General features: G+C 66.9%; 20 protein-coding genes and 1 pseudogene. 8 read left to right on the top strand and 13 right to left on the bottom strand.

Annotation, left to right across the window (positions count from 1 at the left end; genetic code table 11):
- Nucleotides 1-6: 6 nt before the first annotated feature.
- Together J5J86_RS04955 and J5J86_RS04950 are read right to left on the bottom strand one after the other, a co-directional pair.
- Nucleotides 7-2385, bottom strand: a complete 2379-nt coding sequence (locus tag J5J86_RS04955) for a YbcC family protein (RefSeq protein WP_209103777.1) — start codon at nt 2383-2385, stop codon at nt 7-9.
- A 29-nt stretch (nt 2386-2414) separates the two neighbouring features.
- Nucleotides 2415-3986 carry a proton-conducting transporter transmembrane domain-containing protein gene (locus J5J86_RS04950; protein WP_209103776.1) on the bottom strand — a complete coding sequence of 524 codons (1572 nt, stop codon included), beginning with the start codon at nt 3984-3986 and terminating at the stop codon, nt 2415-2417.
- 106 nt (nt 3987-4092) lie between these two features.
- On the opposite strand from J5J86_RS04950, the gene J5J86_RS04945 reads away from it, so the two are divergent.
- On the top strand, nt 4093-4989 hold the full coding sequence (locus tag J5J86_RS04945; RefSeq protein ID WP_209105241.1) for a LysR family transcriptional regulator: 897 nt from the start codon (nt 4093-4095) through the stop codon (nt 4987-4989).
- 81 nt (nt 4990-5070) lie between these two features.
- Nucleotides 5071-5640 (top strand): carboxymuconolactone decarboxylase family protein, encoded by a 570-nt coding sequence (locus J5J86_RS04940; RefSeq protein ID WP_209103775.1) that lies wholly within the window; start codon nt 5071-5073, stop codon nt 5638-5640.
- Nucleotides 5641-5695: 55 nt separating this feature from the next.
- On the opposite strand, the gene J5J86_RS04935 is transcribed toward J5J86_RS04940, so the two are convergent.
- Nucleotides 5696-6643: a helix-turn-helix transcriptional regulator gene (locus J5J86_RS04935; RefSeq protein ID WP_209103774.1), complete on the bottom strand. Its 948-nt coding sequence runs from the start codon at nt 6641-6643 to the stop codon at nt 5696-5698.
- A gap of 323 nt (nt 6644-6966) precedes the next feature.
- Nucleotides 6967-7788, bottom strand: a complete 822-nt coding sequence (locus tag J5J86_RS04930) for an SDR family NAD(P)-dependent oxidoreductase (RefSeq protein WP_209103773.1) — start codon at nt 7786-7788, stop codon at nt 6967-6969.
- Between the two features lie 200 nt (nt 7789-7988).
- On the opposite strand from J5J86_RS04930, the gene J5J86_RS04925 reads away from it, so the two are divergent.
- Together J5J86_RS04925 and J5J86_RS04920 are read left to right on the top strand one after the other, a co-directional pair.
- Complete coding sequence (locus J5J86_RS04925; protein ID WP_209103772.1) at nt 7989-8846, top strand: IclR family transcriptional regulator; 858 nt, start codon at nt 7989-7991, stop codon at nt 8844-8846.
- Between the two features lie 45 nt (nt 8847-8891).
- Complete coding sequence (locus J5J86_RS04920) at nt 8892-9773, top strand: PCC domain-containing protein (RefSeq protein WP_209103771.1); 882 nt, start codon at nt 8892-8894, stop codon at nt 9771-9773.
- A 9-nt stretch (nt 9774-9782) separates the two neighbouring features.
- On the opposite strand, the gene J5J86_RS04915 is transcribed toward J5J86_RS04920, so the two are convergent.
- The 3 genes from J5J86_RS04915 to J5J86_RS04905 form a co-directional block, all read right to left on the bottom strand.
- The gene (locus tag J5J86_RS04915; RefSeq protein ID WP_209103770.1) at nt 9783-10604 is read right to left on the bottom strand and encodes an HpcH/HpaI aldolase/citrate lyase family protein; all 822 of its coding nucleotides are present in this window, start codon (nt 10602-10604) and stop codon (nt 9783-9785) included.
- On the bottom strand, nt 10604-11767 hold the full coding sequence (locus J5J86_RS04910) for an acyl-CoA dehydrogenase family protein (protein ID WP_209103769.1): 1164 nt from the start codon (nt 11765-11767) through the stop codon (nt 10604-10606). The genes J5J86_RS04915 and J5J86_RS04910 overlap by 1 nt, the downstream gene beginning before the upstream one ends.
- Nucleotides 11768-11947: 180 nt before the next feature.
- Nucleotides 11948-12115 (bottom strand): hypothetical protein, encoded by a 168-nt coding sequence (locus tag J5J86_RS04905; RefSeq protein ID WP_209103768.1) that lies wholly within the window; start codon nt 12113-12115, stop codon nt 11948-11950.
- Nucleotides 12116-12283: 168 nt separating this feature from the next.
- On the opposite strand from J5J86_RS04905, the pseudogene J5J86_RS04900 reads away from it, so the two are divergent.
- A pseudogene (locus tag J5J86_RS04900) lies at nt 12284-12596 on the top strand (DUF1214 domain-containing protein); the annotation flags it as partial.
- 77 nt (nt 12597-12673) lie between these two features.
- On the opposite strand, the gene J5J86_RS04895 reads toward J5J86_RS04900, so the two are convergent.
- From J5J86_RS04895 to J5J86_RS04875, 5 genes are all read right to left on the bottom strand, one after another.
- Nucleotides 12674-13627, bottom strand: a complete 954-nt coding sequence (locus J5J86_RS04895) for a 3-keto-5-aminohexanoate cleavage protein (RefSeq protein ID WP_247658053.1) — start codon at nt 13625-13627, stop codon at nt 12674-12676.
- 46 nt (nt 13628-13673) lie between these two features.
- A complete protein-coding gene (locus J5J86_RS04890) occupies nt 13674-14621 on the bottom strand; it encodes a 3-hydroxyacyl-CoA dehydrogenase (RefSeq protein WP_209103766.1) in 948 nt (315 codons plus the stop codon).
- 69 nt (nt 14622-14690) lie between these two features.
- Entirely contained in the window at nt 14691-17216 is a 2526-nt protein-coding gene (locus tag J5J86_RS04885; protein ID WP_209103765.1) for a branched-chain amino acid ABC transporter ATP-binding protein/permease, read from the bottom strand.
- Nucleotides 17217-17292: 76 nt separating this feature from the next.
- Entirely contained in the window at nt 17293-18168 is an 876-nt protein-coding gene (locus J5J86_RS04880) for a branched-chain amino acid ABC transporter permease (RefSeq protein WP_446698679.1), read from the bottom strand.
- A gap of 239 nt (nt 18169-18407) precedes the next feature.
- Complete coding sequence (locus tag J5J86_RS04875) at nt 18408-19586, bottom strand: ABC transporter substrate-binding protein (protein WP_247658052.1); 1179 nt, start codon at nt 19584-19586, stop codon at nt 18408-18410.
- A 224-nt stretch (nt 19587-19810) separates the two neighbouring features.
- On the opposite strand from J5J86_RS04875, the gene J5J86_RS04870 reads away from it, so the two are divergent.
- Nucleotides 19811-20563: a GntR family transcriptional regulator gene (locus J5J86_RS04870; protein WP_209103762.1), complete on the top strand. Its 753-nt coding sequence runs from the start codon at nt 19811-19813 to the stop codon at nt 20561-20563.
- Between the two features lie 47 nt (nt 20564-20610).
- Nucleotides 20611-21387 (top strand): SDR family oxidoreductase, encoded by a 777-nt coding sequence (locus J5J86_RS04865; RefSeq protein ID WP_209103761.1) that lies wholly within the window; start codon nt 20611-20613, stop codon nt 21385-21387.
- Nucleotides 21388-21484: 97 nt separating this feature from the next.
- Here the strand turns inward: J5J86_RS04865 and J5J86_RS04860 are convergent, their stop codons facing one another.
- Nucleotides 21485-21958 carry a PaaI family thioesterase gene (locus J5J86_RS04860; protein WP_209103760.1) on the bottom strand — a complete coding sequence of 158 codons (474 nt, stop codon included), beginning with the start codon at nt 21956-21958 and terminating at the stop codon, nt 21485-21487.
- Between the two features lie 268 nt (nt 21959-22226).
- On the opposite strand from J5J86_RS04860, the gene J5J86_RS04855 reads away from it, so the two are divergent.
- Entirely contained in the window at nt 22227-22598 is a 372-nt protein-coding gene (locus tag J5J86_RS04855; protein WP_209103759.1) for a cupin domain-containing protein, read from the top strand.
- Nucleotides 22599-22644: the final 46 nt, after the last annotated feature.

Below are 22644 nucleotides of genomic sequence, written 5' to 3'. Positions count from 1 at the left end.
CGAGTGTCACGTCTCGGATGCCGTCCAGCCCAGTCCCCCCGCATAGCGCCAAGCCATGCGGCCCGCCTCATCCAGCGCGAAGAGGGACAGCCAGCCATTGTCGAACAGGTCTCGCACGCCGGCATGACGCGCGAGCACATCGGCAATGGCCTCCCGCGGTGCCTCAATGCACACGGCGAGCCGGAGCGGCTCGTGCACATAGTCAATGCCATCATGCACCGATTGCCAGGGCAGGCCGGTGCGCAGGAGGCCGCCATTGCCCTCCACCACGCCCATGCCGCCGGTGACGTTGTGCAGGAGCTTGTTGCCGCCGCCGAACACCTGGGGGGCGACCGTCGAGCCGTAATATTGCAGGGAGATCCAACTCGCCACCACCACGGGGGCGGTGAGGATCAGCTCCAGCGTGCCGAAGCCCGCGTCCGCCCGCCAGTCATAATCGTGCAGGAAGGCCCGGCCCTCCAGGCTCTTGCCCGCGGTGCGGGCGCGCGGCGCGGCGATGAACGCGGAGCAGCCCGCAAGGCCCCATTCGGGCCGGGTCTGCGCCCAGTCCCGGCTGCGCTGGGGTAGGTCCGCGCCATCCCGTGCCTGTGGCAGGCGCAGGGCGCGCTCGGTCCTCGCCAACTGGCCGGCCGCCTCCAGCCAAGCCTTCGCCTGCTCCAGCTGCCGCGCATGGGACAGCGAGGGCTGGTCCTCCGCATAGAGGGTCACGCCGTCGGTGGTGGTGTCGTGGAGCGCTGCCAAGAAGAGGGTATCCGCCGGGATCTCTATCCCGGGCGCGAGCCCGATCCGAACCTGTGGATCGTTCAGAAGCTGCGCCAGGAGGCGGGCATTCACATCACCGGAATAGCCCCCGCAGGCGCCGCATTGCAGGGCGCTGGCATGGGGATTGTTGGCGACGCTGGCCCCATGACCCGCCAGCAGGACGATGGGCGCGAAATTGGAGGTCAGCGACATGGCCTTGAGCACGGCTTCCGCCGCTTGGATCCGGGCCCGCAGATCAAGGGCCGGCGAGAGGCGGGGGGCAGGCTCTTCGGTCGCCGCCTTGGAGTTCAACGCCAGGGCATCCTTGGCGAGCTTGCCCGCATAAAGCGGCCCGGTCGCCTCTACGAAGGCGAAGGAGGAGACGGCGGCAAGCTTGAACCGGCCCCAGGCCCGCTTCGCCCGCGCTTTGATCCTGCTGGTCTTTTCCGCAGGAGCGCCCGCCTCTCCCGTGCAGGACCACAATGTGGGTGCAAGGAGCGCCGGCAGCCGCCATTCGGCCGTGTCCGAGCCGAACCGACGGTGCGCTGCCCGCAGGCCGAAGAAGCCGGCAAAGCCCGAGGTGCAAATGCCCGGATCGAGGCTCTCCAGCGCCCGCCGGAACACCTCCGAGCGCACGTCGATGCAGAAGGCGGCCTGAAGGGCGGGCCGTCCCGCGGGGCTTGCCTTGGCCGGCTGTGCCAATGTGGCCGCGAGCGCCCTTTGGGCGGCCCGTTCCGCCGCCTCCTGGAGGATGGTGTCCAGGATCTGGTCACCGTTGGGCGCGAGCGGCGCCGCATGGGCCGCCCGAACCTGCTCCCACCGCTCGGCAACCTGCGCGCCGAAGCGCACGAATAGCGCTTCCTCGAACACCAGCCGGATGGCGAGGAGGTCAGTCAGCGTGCCGTCGGTCCTGCCCTCCCGCTCCGCCTGCCAGGACAGATAGCGCCCATGCTGGGCCCAGCCGCCCAAGGTTATGAGCATCTGGTGGAAATAGGTCTCGGCCGCCTCTGCGCTCAGCCCGAGCCGGTTGGCCACCCGCGCGATGGCGGCGATGGCGTCCTCAGGGGCCCGGGAGACGTGCAGCGCAAAGCCGGGAAGGCCAGCGATCTCCGGCGTCAGGTCGTGCATGGCCACCGACCGCCAGGCCTTGTAGGCGCCCGTGCCGCGGGGGCCGGTCCAGATGGCTTGCCCCTCGTCGAAATAGGCGCCGGCCCAGGTGCCGAACCGGTCGGCGATGAGGGCCGGCCAGTCGCGGCGGGACACCTCGGCCGCAAGATCCGCCAGGGTTGGGAGCGCCTTGGGCGCTGGCGCATCACGGCTGGCCGCCTCCTTCAGCGCCGCAAGGTCCGCTGGCCGGTTCTGCGCCGGGGCATTGGCCCACGCGGCCTGGAGGTCGGCGTCGGTGAGGGCGCCGTCCGCGATCTTGCGCCCATACCAGGTGCGCGGCAGCGTGAGGGCGATGCCGGCCACCCGCGCCAGCCGCGCCGCCGCCATGGGCAAGGGCTCGCCGGCCTGACCGAGGAAGGGATTGACCGCCACCGTCGCATTCAGGGGAAAGGCAGGCGGGATGGCCGCCGAGGCGCGTGCCACCGCATCGGCGATGGGACCGAGATCAACGGGCTTGGGAAGCGGAGCGTGGAACATCTGGTGTCTCCTTCTAGGCGCCGGCCGGGTCAGGATGCGTTGCGGGTGGACCAGCCGCCCAACAGGCGGTCGAACACCGCATTGGCGTAGAAGCCGTTGGAGAGGTGGACCCGCAGGCCCGCCGCCGCCGGGTGGTAGGCCCAGAGCGGGAACATGGCCTGCACCACCGCCACGAGGCCGAAACTGGTGACCGCGAGCGCCATGAGGCCCCATTCCAGCGCCCCCGGGGCCGGCGCGGGCGGTAGGAGGCCCAAGGTGAGATCCACCGCCACCAGTTGAAGGGCGAAATAGGCGGCGGAGGTGGCCAGCGCATAGGCCGCCGTGCGCCGGGTGAGCGCCCAGGGCGCCGCATCGGCAAAGCCCTGCGCCAGCATGTAGGCGACGCCGAAGATCAGGATAGCGCCGAGTGCGATGGCCTGGGGCGACTTGTGGACGAGGCCGAAGCCGAGACCCACCAGCACATAGATGCTCAGGCCCGCCAGGAACGCCCGTCCCACCGCCGCCGCATTGGGCACCGCTACCGGGCCCGGCCGCCGGATCGCCGCCACCCGCTCCACCGCCCCGCCGGAGGCGAGGAAGGAGTGCGCCTTGTAGAGGGAGTGGGCGAGGATGTGCAGCAGCGCCAGCGGGAAGAGCGCGAGGCCGCATTGCAGGATCATGAAGCCCATTTGGGCGATGGTGGACCAGGCGAGCGAGGTCTTCACCGCCGGCTGGGTCAACATGACGAGGCTGCCGAAGAGGGCGGTGAAGCCGCCCACCATCACCAGCACCGCCAGCACGCTCGGGGCCAGCAGCAGGACATCGGCGAAGCGGATGAGCAGGAGGCCGCCGGCATTGATGACGCCCGCATGGAGCAGGGCCGACACCGGCGTTGGCGCTTCCATCACCTCCACGAGCCAGCCATGGGTGGGGAACTGCGCCGACTTTAAGAGCGCGGCAGCGGCTAGCAGGCTCGCGGCGGCCACTGCAAGCCCGCCGCCTTCTCCGAGCCGTGCCCGCTCCAGGATGACGCCGATGTCCGTGCTGCCATAGGCCGCCGCCAGCAGGAGCGCCGCGCCGATGAGCGCGGCATCGCTGAGCCGCGCGGTGATGAACTTCTTGCGCGCCGCCCGCCGGGCGCCGGGGCGATCCGGATAGAAGAGCAGCAGACGGTGCAGGAACAGGCTGGTGGCGATGAAGGCGCCGACCAACTGGGCGAGGTTGCCCGCGCTCACCAGAAGCAGAACCGCCGCCAACGTCAGGCAGAGCCACCCGGTGAACGGGCCTTGGCGCGCCTCACCATCCAGATAGGTCCGGGCATAGCGCACCACCACCCAGCCGATGAAGGTGACGAGCACCAGCATGGCGATGGAGACCGCGTCAACCCGGGCGGACAAGCCGATGCCGAAGCCACCGACCGCGAGGCCCAGCAGCGGGCTCGCGCTGCTCCCCCCCTGAACCAGCAGCACCAGCGCGGCGAGGGCGGTGGCCAGGGCCATGAGCGCGGCGGCCTCGGCGAGCGCTGGACCGAATTTGGGACGCGGCGCCGCGTCCTTGAAGCTGACGGCAGCGGCCAGCAGCAGCGGAACGGGGGCCAGCAAGGGCAGGAGGTGGGCGGGCAAGGACGCTTCCCCTTCGAGGTGAGGTTGAGTTGCCCCCACTCCTAGGCGCAGCGATAGATCGATAAAAATTCATTGTTTCTCTTCTATCGTTCGATTTTATAGAATGATGCGCGACCTCAACTTCAACCATCTCCGTTATTTCTGGGCCGTGGCCCATGCCGGCAGCCTCACCCGCGCCGCCGAGGACCTGCACCTCTCCCAATCGGCCCTCTCCGTGCAGATCCAGAAGCTGGAGCACCAGATGGGCCATGCCCTGTTCGAGCGGGTGGGCCGCAAGCTGGTGCTCACCGAGGCCGGGCAGATCGCGCTCGATTATGCGGACACGGTCTTCAAGGCGGGCGACGAGCTGATGAGCACGCTGCGCGGTCGGCCTGTGGCCAGCCGGCCGGTGCTGCGGGTGGGCGCGCTCACCACCTTGTCGCGTAACTTCCAACTCGAATTCCTGCGCCCGCTGGTGGGGCGCTCCGATGTGGAACTGATCGTGCGTTCCGGCAATATCCGGGATCTTCTGGCACAACTGGAGGCCCATGCCCTCGACGTGGTGCTGGCCAACAGCGCCGCGCCGCGCGATGCGCGCTCCCCTTTCCGCAATCACCTGCTCGACGAGCAACCCGTCAGCTTGGTGGGCCGGCCCCGCCGGACAAAGCGGGCGTTTCGCTTTCCTCAGGACCTGAAGACCGAGCCCGTCTTGCTGCCAAGCCTCGACAGCGAGATTCGGGTCGCCTTCGACCGCGTGGTGGAACTGGCCGGCATCCGGCCCACCATCGTCGCCGAGGTGGACGACATGGCCATGCTGCGCCTTCTGGCGCGCGAGCGGGAAGGCGTGACCCTGGTGCCGCCCATCGTGGTGCGTGACGAATTGCAGGCGGGCATCCTGGTTGAGCATTGCCGCATCCCGGAGGTCTCGGAACGCTTCTATGCCATCGTGACCAAGCGTCGTTTTCCCAATCGCCTCCTCGCCGACGTGCTCGGGATTGCGACGGAGACCGGCCAAAAGCCCTGATCTGGCTGTGAAAACGCCCTCTAGCCGGGACGCCGCAAGGGTGCCATATGGCTTCAACGCATGCCGACGGAGGAGGCACCCATGTCGCGTATCACCCTCAAGGGCCGCTCAGACCTGCCCGAGGCGCTCCACCCGCTTTGGGACAAGATGGAGACTTACGGCGACTTCGCCGATCAGGCGGGCGTGATGGCCCACCGGCTGCCCATCTTCGAGCACACCTGGCGCCAGCTCACCGCGCTGGCGGACGAAGGCGTGTTGTCGAAGCGCTACCTGGAACTGGCCATCGTCACGGTGTCGCTGCTGAACCAGTGCGACTATTGCGTCTCCCATCACACGCCTAAGCTCGCCGTGCAGGGCATTTCGCCCGAAGGGGCGCAGCGCCTCCTAGACTACCAGGACCATCCCGAGCTCGATGCGGTGGACAAGCTGGTGGTGGAATATGCCATCGCGGTCACCAACAATTGGAGCCGCACCCGCGACGAGATCTTCGAGCGCCTGAAGGTCCATTTCGATGAGGGCCAGATCGTGGAGCTGACTTGGCGCACTGCGCTGTGCGGGGCGTTCAACCGCTTCAACGACATCCTTCAGGTGGAATTCGCCAAGCCTGCCCCGGCACCCGCAGAGGCGCGCAAGCCCTCTTTGGTTGACTGACTCTCTTGGTGGGGGCCGGGCACGGGGCGCCCGCGTCCCGTTCAGCGGCGCCGTGTCAGCGCGGATCGAGGTGTGGGGTCGTTCCCAGCAGCAAGAGCACCAGCTCGGCCTGACGGCTGGTTCCGGTCTTTGAGAAGATGCGCTTCATGTGCGTGCGAATGGTCGCCGCCGCGATCCCGAGCCGCTGCGCGGTGTCCTCGATGGTCAGGCCTTCCATCAGCGCCTGCGCCACCTTGGCTTCGGCGGGTGTCAGGTCGAACAGGCCGTGCAGCAGGCGCCGCGTGGGCACCTCCGGCGCCTCCACCGGCGTCAGGGTCAAAAGCGCGGTTCCGCTCGGGAAGAGGTCGTGCGCCTCGCGGCGGATGGGAATGAGATTGGCGATATAAGCGGGCCGCTCCTCTGTCGCGCGGATCGGCAACGACCTGACGCCGGACGGCGTAGGCTGCGAGACCTCGTCCAGCCCGGCATGCAGCAGGGCATTGGCCGCCGGATCGCGCAGGACGAAGCGGTCCGAGCCGCCGGTGGTGAACACGTCTGTCCTTTGCTGGAGCAGGTCATTGGCGGCCAGGATGCGCCCGCCTCTCCCGAGCGAGGCGGCGGGAATGCCAAGGGCCGCAAGGGTATTCACCCGGTCCCGCTCCCGCTGGAGGCCAAGCTGGGCGGAAATCAGCGCGGCGCGCGCCATATGCGGGCGCAGGCCGTCCAGCCGATCGAGCGTCGCGCGTTCGAACGGGGAGGCGTCCAGGGCTCGGTTGAGGTCGAAGACAAGCATCTCGCCCGTGGGCAGGAGGATGACCGATCCCGCCGTCCAGCCGATGCCGTGAGGCCGCAGGAGTTCGTTATAGATGGGATCGTCGGCATGCTCTTCGGGGGTGAAGACATCCAGGTCCGAGAGCCACCCTGCATGCATGCGGGCGAGGGAGCGGGCCGGGCGAACGTTGCGTTCCTGCATGCGCTGGTCGGACGCCAGTTGAAGGACCGGCTCATAGGGGGGTGTCGCCATCCAGCGCATATTTCTCGCGCTGTCTATGGTTATCAGCGCGCCGCCCCAGCATCCAGTAATCGTGCAAAGGTGAGAAATCACTTTTGGCCAGTAAATAGGAAGAACAGAAGCCTCGTAGATGGCGTCTATTAAAGATAGGTAATCTTGAGGTCGATGGTCATGCAAGGGGCATGTCCTCTGCGCAATCTGCTGCCATTGAAACGCACCGCGTACGCACACGGGGACGGCTCGCGCACCCCAAAATTAACGCTCTGGTTGAATTATGCGCGAGGGCGGTCGGCGCGTTCAACCCCGATGTGCCCACCCTGGACTAGCTTGCGGGTTCAGGCGGGCGCAACCATCTGGCAGCTCTGCCCGCCGTCCACCGGCAGGCAGACGCCGGTGATGAAGCGCGCCTCGTCCGAGGCCAGGAACAAGGCGGCGTTCGCAATGTCCCAGGCATTGCCCATCCACCCCATGGGGATCATGGCCGCGCGCTTTTCCACCATCTCGGCGGTGGAAGCATATTGCCCGGCGATCTGCTTATAGATGAGGGGAGTATCCACCGCGCCGGGCACCACGCAATTGGCCCGGATGCCTTGCCGGGCATATTGCATGGCGATGGCGACGGTGGCCTGGTTCACCGCTGCCTTGGTGGCGCAATAGGCGAAATAGGGATAGCCGGTCCAGCGGATGGAGGCGATGGAGGAGATGTTGATGATCACTCCCGTCCTGCGCTCCGCCATGCCCGGCAGCACCGCCTTGCAGGTGCGGTAGACGGAGCCGAGATTGAGCGCCACCGACGCCTCGAAATCCCGCTCGCTCAACTCCGCCGGCCCGCCCATATGGGTCACGCCCACATTGTTGTGCAGCACGTCGATGGCGCCCAGACGCGCCGTGGCGGCCTCGACCGCCCGGGTAACGGAGGCGGTGTCGGTGACGTCCGCCGTGATCGCTTCCGCCTTGCCCCCCTCGCTGGCGATGATGCCGGCGGTTTCCTCGGCCGCTGCGGCATTCAGGTCGATGCAGGCCACGGCTGCCCCTTCGCGCGCATAGGCCACCGCCGCCGCCTTGCCATTGCTCCAGCCCTCGCCCGAGGAGCCGGCGCCGAAGACGATGACGGTGCGGCCTGCGAAACGCTGGCGTGGGGTGGCGGTATCGGTCATGGGCATTGGCCTCCCTTGCTGCGACGCGCCTGAGGCTGGCCGCATGTGCTTTTTGCGCTTGGCTTGGTCCATATCACTGGCGATGTGGGTGGGCAATGATCGCCGGAGGCTGGTGGGTTTGTGGTGTGAAGCCCTGAAAACAAAAGAATTGATCCACTTCCGTGTTCGCGGGTATGACTCCATATTATGGAGTTTAAGATATGAAGCCTCTTGCCGAGGCAGATCGGGAAAGCACAGATGATGCGGCCGGCGCGCAGAGCGTCGAGCGCGCGACGGCGCTGCTGCTGCTGCTGGCGCGCTATCGCTCAAACGGGGCCAGTCTGCGCGACGTGGTCGCCGATAGCGGCCTCAAGCAGCCCACCGCCCGGCGCCTGCTGCTCGCCTTGATGCGCACCGGCCTGGTGGAGCAGGACATGGAGACGCGCCGCTATCTGCTTGGTCCCGCCTGCTATGTGCTGGGAACCCTGGCGGGCGAGCGGTTCGGCATTCATGCCATGGCGGTGGAGGGGCTCGTGGCCCTGGCGCAGGGCTCGGGAGACAATGCCTTCCTGACCTTGCGCAACGGGACGCACGGGGTCTGCGTGCACCGCCAGGAAGGCAGCTACCCCATTCGCTCCCATGTCCTTTCCGCCGGGGACCGGCATCCTCTGCTGGTGGGGGCGGGCAATCTGGCGATTCTCGCCGCACTGCCCGATGACGAGATCGCGTTCATCATCGCCACGCACGGCGCGGCCTGCTTTGCCCGCTATCCCAACCTGACCCGGGCGCACCTTGACGCCGGCATCGTCGAGGCGCGGGAACGAGGCTTTTGCGTCAATCGCGGGGCCATCTTTCCCGGCTCCTGGGGCATCGGTTCGGTGGTGCGGGACGACACGGGCGCGCCCGTGGCTGCGCTGTCCATCGCGGCCATCGAAAGCCGGCTGGATGCTGCGCGCCAGGACGTGTTGGGCACCGCCCTTCTGAAAGAAGCCCAGGCCCTGGAGGCCCGGATGGCCGCCTTGGTGACACCGCCGGCCGCGCATTCGGCGCGGCGCGGTCCACCCGCCAGCAGGACGTGACACATGCCTGAAACCAAAGACACAAACGCTGCACGGGGAAACGCCATGTCATTGCCCTCCCGCCATATGGTCCATCCCGGCCCCGTCGCTGAAGAGCGCATGCCGAGCTTCGGCGGCCGCATGGAGCGGCTGGACCTGATGCTGGAACCGGGCCTGACCTTCTGCGAGGCCATTGCCCGGCCGCTGGTGGCGGCCGGCATCACCGCTGCCGGACTGAACCTCTCCGGTGTCGCCCTCGCCCCGTTCCGTTATGTGCGCCCCTCCTTTTCCCCCGATGCGGAGCATGTGGCCTTCTATAGCGAGACCTTCGAGGCACCCGCGGGCACCCGCATCAAGGCGGCCCGCACGACCTTCGGCTACCGGGACGGCAAGCCATTCGTGCATTGTCACGCCATCTGGGAGGAAGGCGGCGTGCAAAAGGGCGGCCATCTCCTGCCCTTTGAGGCGGTGATTGCCGAGCCTGGACAGGCGATCGCCTATGGCTGCCGTGAAGTGGCCATGGTGGCGTTGCCGGACACCGAGACCAATTTCACCCTGTTCGGCCCCACCGCCGCCGAGGGCGTGCATCAGCCAGACGGTGATTGCATCATCGCCCGCGTGCGGCCCAATGAGGATCTGGTGGGCGCCATCGAAGCGCTGTGCCGCCGCCATGGCGTCGCCGAGGGGCTGGTGCGCAGTGGCGTCGGCAGCATCATCGGCGTTCAGTTCGAGGATGGCCGCACCATCTCCGAGCACCCCACCGAAATCTTGATCGTCGACGGCACCATCACCCCCGATGCGGCAGGTCAGCCCAGGGCGGAGATCGCCATCGAGCTCATCGACACGCGCGGCGACGTGCACACGGGCCAGCTGGCACGCGGGCAAAATCCCGTGCTCATTTGCCTGGAACTGGTCCTGGAACGCACCAGCAGCGGGACGGCGCGCTGAGGCGCGCTGTCAGGCCGTTTCGGTAGCGCGGGACAGCATGGCGCGGGCGCGAATGCGGACCGGCTCGTCCACCATGGCGCCATCCACCGCCGCCGCGCCCTCGCCTGAGGCCAGCACGCGCTTGGCCCAGGCGATTTCCGCCTCGTCCGGCGCGAAGCCGGTGCGAATGGGGGCAATCTGCTTGGGGTGGATGGCGAGCTTGCCGCTGAACCCCAGGGCGCGGGCATAACGGGCATCGCTGGAGGCTTCCCCCGCATCTTCAATGGACGTGGTGACGCCATCAATGGGTGCGCGGCAGGAAGCAAGGCGGGAGGCGAGCACCAATTCCATGCGGGCGGGCAGCAGCGCCTCGCGCACATGGGCACAGCCGAGGTCCGCGCAGAAATCCACCGAGCCAAAGGCCAGCCGTCCCACTGCCGGATGGGCGGCGAGCGCCCGGGCCTCAGCGAGGCCGAGCGCGCTTTCAATCAGGGCGATGATCGGAATGTCCGGGCCGACCTTCGCCGCCACCGCGTCCAGCGTTAGGACCCGTTCCGCCTTGGGCAGCAAGACGGCGGCGGGCTTCAGCCGGGCAATGGCGGCGAGGTCATCCGCATGCCAAAGCGTGCCAGCCGCATTGATGCGCACCAGCACGGGGCCGGTGCTGAAGGAGAGGGTGAGCGCGTCCCGCGCCATGTCCTTCGCGTCGGGTGGTACTGCGTCCTCAAGGTCGAGGATCACCGCATCGGCGCCCGCCGCGGCTGCCTTGGCATAGCGGTCGGGCCGATGGCCGGGGACGAACAGAGGGATGGTGAAGTCGAGGCCGGGATGGAAGGCGGGCAGGGTGCTCATCAGAAGGACCTCGGCAGGCCCAGCACATGCTCGGCCACATAGCTGAGGATCAGATTGGTGGAGATGGGCGCCACCTGGTAGAGGCGGGTCTCGCGGAACTTGCGTTCCACGTCATATTCGCAGGCAAAGCCGAAGCCGCCATGGAACTGGAGGCAAGCATTGGCCGCCTCCCAGGACGCCTTGGCCGCCAGGTATTTGGACATGTTGGCCTGGGTGCCGCAGGGCAGATTGGCATCAAAAAGCCGGCAGGCCTCGAACCGCATGAGGTTCGCCGCCTCCACCTCGATGAAGGCCTCCGCGATGGGAAACTGCACACCCTGGTTCTGGCCGATGGGCCGCCCGAAGACCATGCGCTCCTTGGTATAGGCGGTCACCTTGTCGATGAACCAGTAGCCGTCGCCGATGCACTCGGCCGCGATCAGCACCCGCTCCGCATTGAGGCCGGTGAGGATATATTTGAAGCCCTGGCCTTCCTCGCCGATCAGGTTTTCCGCCGGGATTTCCAGATTGTCGAAGAACAGCTCGTTGGTCTCGTGATTGACCATGTTGAGGATGGGCCGCACCGTAAGCCCCTTGCCGATCGCCTCGCGCAGGTCGACGATGAAGATGGACATGCCCTCGGATTTCTTTTTCACGTCTTCGAGCGGCGTCGTCCGTGCCAGCAGGATCATGAGGTCAGAATGCTGGATGCGCGAGATCCACACCTTCTGGCCATTGATGACGTAGCGGTCGCCCTTTTTCACCGCTGTCGTCTTGATCTTGGTGGTGTCGGTGCCGGTGGTCGGCTCGGTGACGCCCATGGACTGGAGGCGGAGCTCGCCGGAGGCGATCTTGGGCAGATAGCGCTGGCGCTGCTCTTCCGAGCCATGCCGCACCAGCGTGTTCATATTGTACATCTGGCCGTGGCAGGCGCCCGAATTGCCGCCGGCCCGGTTGATCTCCTCCATGATGACGGAAGCTTCCGTCAGCCCAAGTCCAGAGCCGCCATATTCTTCCGGGATCAGGGCGGCCATCCAGCCGGCCTTGGTCAGGGCATCGACGAATTCCTCGGGATAGCCGCGCGCCTCGTCCACCCGCCGGTGATATTCGGCGGGAAACTGGGCGCACAAGGCGCGCACCGCGTCGCGGATGTCCTGGAACCTGTCGCTGCCAATAGTCTGCATGTGCCGTGGTCCTGTACGCCCCGTGCAAAAGCCCGCCGTCGCCGGCCGCCCATGGGATCGCATGCTTACGGACCCTACCGCCATAAAGCGAATATCACTTTTCGTCGGGTGCTATAGCGAAACCCTATGACGGGCCTGCCGGACGCCGTATTCCCCTCAGGCGTTCGCGAAGGTCGAGACTCAAGGCAGCCAGCATGAAACGAGAGCGGCGAGGCAGAGGTTGGCGAGACGGTCCTCGCGATCTTGTCGGATCGGGTGGCGATGCGCCTTAAAATCCTTGAGGCGACAGAACATACCTTCGGTGGCATTGCGCTTATCACGCTTTTTGTCGAACAGGTGCAGAGACAAGCGATCATCCTTGTTGGGGATGACCCTGCCCGTGCCTCGGCGCGGTGTCGCGAACCTTGTCACTGTCATAAGCCTTATTAGCGAGAAGCTCATCGGCCGGCGGCGCGTCATTCAGCATGACGGGCACCATTTTGATGCCTGCCGCCTGGCCGCGGGTGAGGGCCAGGGCCAGCGGCCGACCCGGTGGCCGCCTTCTGGTCCTTCACGCTGTATGACCACCAGACCCGCTCCATGCTCCAGACCCCGCAGAAATATCCGCGCGCAGGCAGACAGAGCTATCCGTCGCCGGTGGCGGAAGCGGCAGGCGATGCCACCGGCACGGTCTATTTCAGCCCCCACGCAGCCCGGGGGCGTGGGGCGCCGCAACTGGATCCAGACCGACCCCAACAAGGGCTGGTTCACCATGGTGCGCCTCTATAGCCCGCTACCGTCCTTCTTCGACAAGAGCTGGCGGCCCCGCGAGGTCATGCCGGTGGAATGACCGGCGAGGCGCCGCCGGCGGCGCGCGATTCCGGTCGCGCCCTCGCCGACGGTCTTCTTGAAGTGCCGGACCTGACCTTAGATGTTGGTCTTGTCCGCCCCCTTCAGCTCCAGGAGGGCGCGGGCCTCGTCGGGCGTCGCCACGGTGAGCCCGAGGCCTTCGATGATCTTGGCGGCGAGGCGCACCTGATCGGCATTGGAGGTAGCGAGCTTGCCCGGCCCGGCCCACAGGGAATCCTCCAGGCCCACGCGCACATTGCCCCCCATGGAGGCAGCCATGGCCGCGATCGGCAACTGGTTGCGCCCGGCGCCGAGGACCGACCAGCGATATTGGTCGCCGAACAGGCGGTCGCAGGTGCGCTTCATGTGCATGACGTCCTCTGGATGGGGGCCGATGCCGCCCAACAGCCCGAACACCGACTGCACGAACAGCGGCGGCTTGACGAGGCCCCGCTCCAAAAAGTGCGCGAGATTGTAAAGGTGACCGATATCGTAGCACTCGAACTCGAAGCGTGTGCCGTTATCGTAGCAGGTGGAAAGGATATATTCGATATCCTTGAACGTATTGCGGAAGACCAGGTCGCGGGTGTTCTCCAGGTGCTGGCGTTCCCAGTCGAATTTGAAGTCCTTGTATTTGTCCAGTAGGTGGAAGAGACCGAAATTCATCGATCCCATGTTGAGGGAGGCCACTTCCGGCTTGAAGGTCGCGGCGGGGAGCACGCGCTCTTCAACCTTCATATAGGGGCTGCCGCCCGACGTGATGTTGATCACCGCGCCGGTCGCCTGCTTGATGCGGGACAGGAAGGGCGCGAAGGCCTCGGGGCGCTGGTCTGGCTGACCGGTCTGCGGATTGCGCGCGTGCAAATGCAGAATGGCGGCGCCGGCTTCCGCCGCGCCCAGCGCGTCGGCGATGATCTGGTCGGGCGTGATCGGCAGGTGGGGCGACATGGTGGGCGTGTGGATCGCGCCCGTGACCGCGCAGGTGATGATCACCTTCCGGGACGGTTTCGACGTGGGCTGGGGCTGGGCCATGGTCATCATCCATTCGTGTTGAGGGTGGGGAAGGCGGCGCCAGCGCTCAGCGCCCGATATCCTTGTCTGCGGCGCGCTTGTGCGCGGCGAGGGCCATAAGGCGCCGGTCGCGCCACATCTGGCGGGCGGGGAGGCTCTCCTGCGGACGCCGGGCGCGACAGTCCGCCAGCACGGTGCCGAGCACCTCTCCCGCCCAATCCACCCGCCGCCACTGGGACGGGGAGATGCGCTCGTAGATCTGCTGGTAACGCGCCACATAATCCGCGACGCCATCCGGCGCGTTGAGGTCGATGGTCTCGAACGGCCCCATGAAGGACCACCGCAAGGCGAGCCCCTCGCGCAGGCCCACATCGATATCCTCGACGCTGGCATAGCCGTCCGCCACCAGGCGGAAGGCTTCCTCCAGCAGCGCCCCCTGCATGCGGTTCATGACGAAGCCGTCCAGTTCCTTCTTCATGACGATGGGCGATTGCCCGGCCGCCCGCATGAGGTCTGCGGCGCGCACCATGGTGGTGGCGTCGGTCCAGGGCGCGGGGACGACTTCCACGGCGGGGATCAGGTAAGGCGGATTGATGGGATGGCACACGCACACGCGGTGGCGCCCCTCCAGCTGTTCCGAGAACAGCGATGGCAGGATGGCGGAGGTGGACGAGGCGAGCACCGCGTCGCGGGGCGCCAGCCGGTCCAATTCGGCATAGAGCGCCACCTTGATGGCAAGGTCTTCCGGCGCGTTCTCCTGCACATGCACCGCGCCGTCCATGGCCGCCGCATAGGAGGCGGCCATGGACAGGCGGGCGCGCACGGCCTCGGGGGAGGACCCCATCAGGAGGTCATGGCTGGCAAGGTCCGGCAGCACGCCCTCGATATAGGAAAGGGCCGCCTCCGGCGCGCCGGCCGCCTGGTCGGCCAGTGCCACTTCGAAGCCGGCACGGGCGAAGGTGATCGCCCAGGCGCGACCGATGAAGCCCGAACCGATGATTGCAACCTTTGTCATGACGTTGGCCTCGCAGAAGGCGGTTGAACGTTAAGGAAGAGGGGCCGCCGCAGGAGGCCGCAGCCACCCTCACAGCCAAAGGACCTGACGGCGCAGATCGAGGTCGCGCGCCAGGGGACGGGCGGGGCCCTCGTGCACCACTTCGCCGCGCTCCAGCACCACGGCGCGATCGGCAAGGTTCAGCACCACATCGAGATGATGGTCCACGATGATGAGGGTCAGCGTCTTGCGCAGGGTGTCGAAGGCGTCGAACAGCTCCTCCGTCACCGCCGGGGAGAGGCCCTCGAACGGCTCGTCCAGCAGCAGCACGCGGGTGTCGCCCATGAGCGCGCGGGCCACCGCCACCATCTGCTGTTCGCCGCCCGAGAGCAGGTCGGCCGGTTGGTCGCGGCGCTCCTTCAGGCGCGGAAACAGGGCATAGACCTCGTCCTCGGAAAAATGGTGGCCGGCCCCGGTGATGCGCTTCAGCCGTCCGAGCTCCAGATTGTGGCGCACGCTCATGCCGTGGAAGAGGGCGCGGCCCTGCGGCACATAGCCGACCCCCCGTCGGGCGATGACCGCCGGGGGCTGGCGCGCCAGGTCCTCCCCGGCCAGCGTGATGGACCCGGCCTGCGGCTTCACGATGCCCGTTATGGTCTTGAGCAAGGTGGATTTGCCGGCTCCGTTGCGCCCCAGCAGCGCCAGGATCTCCCCTTGCCGCGCCTCCAGCGACACACCGGATAAGATGCGGCTCTTGCCATAGAAGGCGTCCACGTCCTTCAAAGCCAGGAGGGTGGTCTCGGTGGCGGCGGAAGCCAGGTCCCGTGCCGCCAGTGCGGCCGCGCCGGAGCCGATATAGACCTCCTGCACCCGCGCGTTCGAGCGTGCATCCTCCACGCTCCCCGCCACCAGGACGGCGCCATCCGCCATCACCGTGACGGCATCGGCCAGCTCGAACACCCGGTCGATGTCATGCTCCACCAGGAGCACCGGCACCTTGCCGGAAATCTGCTTGATAAGGTTGGACACGCGGGTGCGCTCGGCCGCCGCAAGGCCTGCGAGCGGCTCGTCCAGCAGCAGCATGCGCGGCCGGGAGGTGAGGGCAAGTCCCATGTCCAGTAGCCGCTGCCCGCCATAAGACAGCGCGCCTGCTTCTGCCCGCTCCATCCCCGCGACGCCGAGGAAGTCCATCATGGCGCGGGTTTCCTCGTTGATGTCGGCGAGGGTGCGGGTGTCGATCCAGGGATCGAACCGGCGCGCATGGGTGGCCTGCACGCCGAGGCGCAGGTTCTCCTCCACTGAGAGGGCTGGGAACAGATTGGTGATCTGGAAGGAGCGCGACAGACCCTTCATGCAGACCTGATGCGGCGCCAGCCCGTCGATGCGGTCTCCCGCCAGCCGGATCTCGCCCGCTTCCGGCGCAAACATGCCGGAGATGAGGTTGAAGGCGGTGGTCTTGCCCGCTCCGTTCGGCCCGATGAGGGCGTGAAGCGTGCGGTCCTGGACGGTGATGGCGCCATTCTGCACCGCCCGCACGCCGCCGAACGAGCGCACGAGGCCCTTCGCCTCCAGGACCGCGCCGCCGGATGGCCCGCCCGCCCGGGTGAGCAGGCTTTGCGGCAGCGGACGGGTGGTGGCGCCGGTGCGCCCGCCCATGGCGGCCGCCTCCTCGCGGCTTTTGCGCCAGGGCGCCATCAGGCGTCCCGCCACGCCCACCAGGCCGGTAGGCGAGAAGACGATGAAGCCCACGAACAGCAGACCGAAATAGAATAGCCAGTTGGGTGTCCACATGGACAGGAATTCGCGGAAGAGCACATAGAACAGCGCGCCGAGTGCCGGCCCGAGGAAGCTCCGCATGCCGCCGATGACCACCATGGCGAGAAGCTCGCCGGAAAAGCCGATGGCGATGGGATCGGCGGAGGCAAAGCGGTGGTTGAACGCCATGAGCGCACCGGCCAATGCCGTCACCGCCGCCGAAAGGACGAAGCAGACGAGCTTGTAGCGGTTGGTGTTGTAGCCGATGAAGCGCGCCCGCTGCTCATTTTCCCGTATCGCCACCAGCACGCTGCCCACCGGCGAGCGGACGAAGCGCTGGAGGGCATAGACGACGGCGAACATCACCACCGCAACGACCGCATAGAAGGGGGTGGAGCCATCGAGGTCGAGGTCCAGCAGCGTGCCTCGCTGCACGCCGCCGAGCCCGTTCTCGCCCCCGGTCACGGCGGTCCAACGGAAGGCGATGGAAAAGAGCAGGGCGGTGAAGGCGAGGGTGAGGAGCGAGAAATAGACGCCGCGCCGACGCAGCACCACGAAGCCGATGGGAATGGCGCACAGGCCCACCACCAGCATGGCGGGCAAGGCGAGCACCACGCCCCAGTCCGGCAGCAGCCGCTGCTGGAGGAGGGCCGCCGCATAGGCGCCGAGCCCGAACCAGGCACCGTGGCCGAAGGAGACGAGGCCGGTATATCCAACCAGAAGATTGAGCGCCATGCAGGCCATGGCCAGCAGCACCACGTCAGTGGCGGATGTCAGCGTGAGGCCGAGGGCGAACAGGCTGGAGGGCAGCACCAGCAGGGCTGCGATCGCCACCAGGAGATTGGCATTGCGCGTGATCATGGCGCCTCTTTCGGGGACGGGCGTCGAAGGGGGGAGGGGCCTGAATTGGCGGGAGGCCGGGCGCGGCATGGCGGCCTCACTCGAAGCGCAGGATGCGCTCACCGAAGAGCCCGCGCGGCCGGGCGAACAGCACCAGCAGCATCAGGAGATACATGGAGGCTTCGGCCGCCGGCGGCATGAAATAGACGGTCATGCCGCGCACCAGCCCCACCAGGAGCCCGGCGAGCACCACCCCCCAGAAGGAGCCGAGACCGCCGATCACCACCACCACGAAAGCGGCGGTCAGCACCTCCGCCCCCATGGCCGGGTGGACGCCGGAAATGGGCGCCAGCATCACGCCGGCAAGGCCCGCAAGGCCGATGCCGAGGGCGGCCACCGCAGTCAAATAAGGGGTCAGCGAAATGCCGAGCGCGCCCACCATGTCCGGGTTCTGCACGCCGGCCCGCACCACCCGCCCGAAGGCGGTCCGCTGCAGCAGGAGCCACAGGCCCAGCACGGCGACGGCGGCGACCACGAGGATGGCGATACGATAGCGCGAATAGATGAAGTCGCCGAGGAAGACCTGCCCGCGCAGGAAAGGCGGGATGGAGAAGGGGATGGGGGTGGCCCCGAACAGCATGCGCAGGGCCTGCTCGATCACCATGGCGAGGCCGAAGGTGAGCAGCAAAGACAGGATGGGATCGGCTCGGTAGAAGCGGGAGAACAAGGTCCGCTCAACCACCATGCCGATCAGCGCCACGGCAATGGGCGAGACGAAAAAAGCGGTGGCAAAGCCGAACCGGTTGCCCACTTCCACCGCGATATAGGCGCCGATGGCGTAGAAGCCGCCATGGGCGAGGTTCACGATGCCGCCGAGCGAGAAGATGAGGGAGAGGCCGAGCGCGATGAGCAGGTAGGTGACGCCCACCATCAGGCCATTGAGCAGTTGCTCTAAGAGAAAGACGAATTCCAGCGCCATGAGGCCATGCTCCTGCCGCGACCCTCGCCGCCCGGGGCGGCGGGCCGGACCCGCGGGGACAAGGAAGGGAACGGAGCCGGATGGCCGGCTCCGAAGGACCGGGTGCTCGCCCCTAAGGGGCCGCTCCCTGCGTGACGAGCGGCGTCGGCGCCAGCCAAGGGCTGTGGCCGCAAGAGCGGTGGCTTCGGCGAGTGCGCGCCCCTGCGAGAGGCGCGGGGCCAGGTTTGCTTCGTTCAGGTCGGCGGGAAGGTGCAGGCATTCTCTTCGGGCGTGGGCGCAATGGCGCTCAGCGCCGTGTCTGGCCCCGGCACCGCCTTGCCCAGCTTCATGATGTCCCACACTTCCTTGACGTCGGCGGCCGGGGCGGCGGTGACGGTGTACATTTCCTGGATCAGCTGGTGGTCCCAGTCTCGGAAATAGCCCTTGCGCTCCTTCAGGATATCGAGCTCTGGCTCCTTCTCGAAGAAGGTGATGAGGTCGGTACCCGCCGTGCTCTTGGTCTCCGTCATTGCGCGCGCCACGGCCTTGGTGGCCACATAGTCGCCCCAGGCTTGGTTCTCCGGCGGCTTGCCGAACTTCTTGACGAAGGCGGCAACGAAGGCCTTGGACGAGGCTGCGGGTACGTCATGATGCCAGATCAGCGGCCAGATGCCGCCGAACGTGCCCTTGCCCGCGCCCCAGGCCACCGCGGTGTCGAAGCCGAAGCCGCCATAGGGATATTGCAGGCCAAACTCGGCATATTGCTTGATGAAGTTGGTGATCTGGTTGCCCGCGAGGTTCGAGATGACCACGTCGGGGCGCGCCTGACGCACCTTCAGCAGATAGCCGGAGAAGTCTGTGGCGTCTGTGGGCACCAGTTCGTCGGCGATCACCTGCCCACCATTGGCCTCCACATAGCGCTTGCCGACCCGGGACAGATCGTGGCCGAAGGCATAGTCGGCGGTGAGGAAGAACAGCTTCTTTCCCTTGATCAGCCCGTCGCGCAGCATGGCCGCGCCCACGGCCTTCACATATTGGGTGTTGGCGCCTTCCACATGGAACATGAAGCGGTTGCAGTCCTTGCCGCGCAAGGCATCGGAATTGCCGCCTGTATTGACAAAGACCACCTTATTGCGGGCCGTGACCTGGGAGATGGCCAGCGCCGAGGCGGAGGAAATCTCGCCGATGATCACGGCCGCCTTGTCCCGCTCGATGTAACGCTGCGCCTTGGAGGAGGCCGTCGCCGGATTGACGCTGTCCTCCATGATGAGCTTGACCTTGCGGCCATTGATGCCGCCCGCGGCGTTGATTTCTTCCACCGCCAGCTGGACGCCCATCTGGCCGTAGGCGCCGAGCGGGCCGAGAAAGCCGGTGAGTGGGGTCAGATGCCCGAAAATAATCTCGTCCGACTGGGCGTGAACGATGGCGGGCATGCCGACGCCTGCCAGGAGCGCGGTTGCGGCCGCCCCCTTCAGAAGTGTGCGCCGCCCGACCGGCGCAGACGCAATGGACGCGCGAAACGAAGTCTCTTTCACCGCGGATCCTCCCCTTATACCCGCTGCTTGGGGCGACAGTTTTCTCTGCCTGCCTGCAACGGGATGATTGCCGATCATGTCGGCGATCTGTTATCTGTGATCACACATATCAGACGAGCATCATGGAAGACAAGCCAGCCCACGACGATCTCTCCTTTCCCCGGCACGGCACGCAGGCGGGCGGTGAACCGTTTGATACGCGCGTCAACCGGATCGTCCGGCAGACGCTGGCAGACCAGGTCTATGCGGACCTGAAGGAATTGCTGCTGGAAGGGCGTGCCATGCCGGGCGAGCGCTTCACCTTGCGTGGGCTCGCGGGCGCCATCGGCACCAGCCCCATGCCGGTGCGCGAGGCGGTCTCGCGGCTGGCGGCCGAGAATGCGCTGGAAGTCCTGCCCAACCGCGCGGTCCGCGTGCCCCTCATGTCGCGGGCGCGCTTTGCGGAACTTCGCCTCATTCGGGTGAGCCTTGAGGGGCTGGCGGCCGCCACGGCCGCGAGCCAGGCGAGCGCCGCGGAGATCGCCGAGATCGCCCGTTTCGAGCGCCTGTTCGCGACCGAGCGCGAGGAGGCTCAGCCCGATGGGCAACGGGCCATGCGCAACAACAAGGCGCTGCATTTCACCCTGTATCGCGCTGCCCACCTGCCGACCTTGTTCCAGATGATCGAGAGCCTGTGGCTTCAGATCGGGCCGGTCCTGAATCTGGACTTCTGCGCGGGACCCGACCGCGTGCGGCAGGGCGAGGCCCATATCCACCACGCCGCCCTCCTGCGGGCCCTGGAAGCCCGTGACCCGGAGGGCGCGCGCGCCGCCCTGGTGGCCGATATCTGGAGTGCCGGGGACTTCATCCTCTCCCGCGGCATCCTGCCGGACTGATCCGGCATCCCACCGTCCACGGTCCCAAGAACCCAAGGAGAAAAGACATGGACCTCGGCATCAGCGGCCTTCGGATCGTCATCACGGCGGGTGCGGGGGGCATCGGCCTGGAGATTGCCCGCGCCTTCCTGAAGGAAGGGGCGCGCGTGGAACTCTGTGACGTGGATGAAGCCGCCCTCGCGGCCTTGCCCCAGAATGCGCCCGGTGCCCATGGTGTCGCCTGCGACGTCTCGGACCGCGCGGCTGTGGAGCGCTTCATGGGCGATGCGCTGGACCGGCTCGGCGGCCTCGACGTGCTCGTGAACAATGCAGGCATTGCCGGCCCCACGGGCCGGGTGGACCAGATCAGCCCCGAAGATTGGGACCGCACGCTGGCCGTGGACATCACCGGGCATTTCAACGTGACGCGCCTCGCCGTGCCGGCCCTCAAGCATAGCCAGAATGCCTCGATCATCGGCCTGTCTTCGGCCGCCGGCCGCTTCGGATTCCCGCTGCGTTCGCCTTATGCGGCGGCCAAATGGGGCGTCATCGGCTTCATCAAGTCGCTGGCCATGGAACTGGGCGAATTCGGCATCCGCGCCAATGCTATCCTGCCCGGCTCTGTGGACGGGGAGCGCATCCGCTCGGTGTTCGAGAACAAGGCGCGGGAGCGCAATCTCTCCCTTGAGGAGGTGCAGGCCATGGCGCTGTCCGCCACCTCGCTGAAGCGCCTGATCCCGCCGCAGCACTTGGCCAATGTGGCAGTCTTCCTGGCTTCGCCCCTGGGCTCCAGCATTTCCGGGCAGGCCATCGCGGTGGATGGCGACATGCAGATGCTGGTGTGAGGCGGGAGGAGGCCGGCAGGGGGTGATCCCATGCCCCTGCCGGGCTCAGCTCTCTGTCAGTGTCTTATCCCAATTGCTTCAAGCGAGCCGGTTCCCGCTAGGCCGCGGTGTCCGGCCGCCCTGCCATGCACATGAGCGTCTGCTGGCCGATGGCCACGAGGGACCGGCCCTTGGCGCTTTCCGCGAACACTTCCAGATGGCAGATGGTGAGCGTTCGGCCGGCCTTCACCACTTTGCCCACCGCTTCCAGGGCATCGCCCAAGGCCGGATTAACTAGATTGACCTTGAATTCCACGGTCAGCACGGAACTGTCTTCCGGGAACAGGCTAAAACCCGCATAGCCACCAGCGGAATCCGCGATGGCGGAGGTGCCGCCGGCGTGGAAATAGCCATGCTGCTGCGAAAGCTCTGGTCGGAACGGCATGCGGATGGTCACCAGCCCATGCCGGACCTCCTTCATGGTCGCCCCGAGATGAGCCATGAGGCCCTGCCGGTTGAAGCTGTCGCGGACCCGCTGCTCCACCTTCGCGCTCACCGCGCTGCCGATTTCAGGACGCACTGCTGCGTTCATGGCGCTCTCCCGTGTCTGCCGTTTTCAAGGAAGCTAGTCGGCCGGAAGCGGGAACCGGAGTGAGAAGCCTTTGCCGGAGGCTGAGAAAAGCTCACGCCGCGCGGCTTGGCTTCGTGCGAGGGATAAAGTGTGCTCGGCACATGAAAGGCTCCCACATGGACACAGCATGGTCCTGTCAACCCACCCGTTCCACCTGCTGGGCGCGGATGTGCGCGCGGGAGGCTTGCGGGCGCGCCCCTCATGAAGGTCCGCGGGCCGGGCGGATCGCATGCGCGTGACCGAGGCGGGACCAGACATTTTCTACGCCTGGGGCGAAGCCTGCGCGGGGTGGCGGCTGCTGGACCTCGCCCACATGCAGGTGCGCCAGGAAGCCATGCCGCCGGGCGCCTGCGAAGAGCCCCATATGCACCGTCATGCCCATCAATTCTTCTATGTGCTCGATGGTGCCATGACCATACAGTGGCCGGAGGGGGTGAACCGTCTCGGTCGCCGCCAAGGCCTCCACGTCCCGGCGGGAATGCCCCATTGGGTGCGCAATGACGGAGAAAGCGAGCTGGTTTTCCTCCTGTTCTCCGCACCGAGCACCATGAGAGACCGCGAGCCCGTTGACCCCTCGCTCTGGAGCGCTGCTGCCCTGTGAAACGGCCGCGCGTGGCTCGCGCCGAGCCTGGAATGCTTCCGCGCGA

Origin of the sequence: Aquabacter sp. L1I39 (assembly GCF_017742835.1) — a bacterium.
In the GTDB taxonomy this organism is placed as follows: Bacteria; Pseudomonadota; Alphaproteobacteria; order Rhizobiales; family Xanthobacteraceae; genus L1I39.
This window is presented reverse-complemented; position numbering and strand designations above follow the sequence as displayed.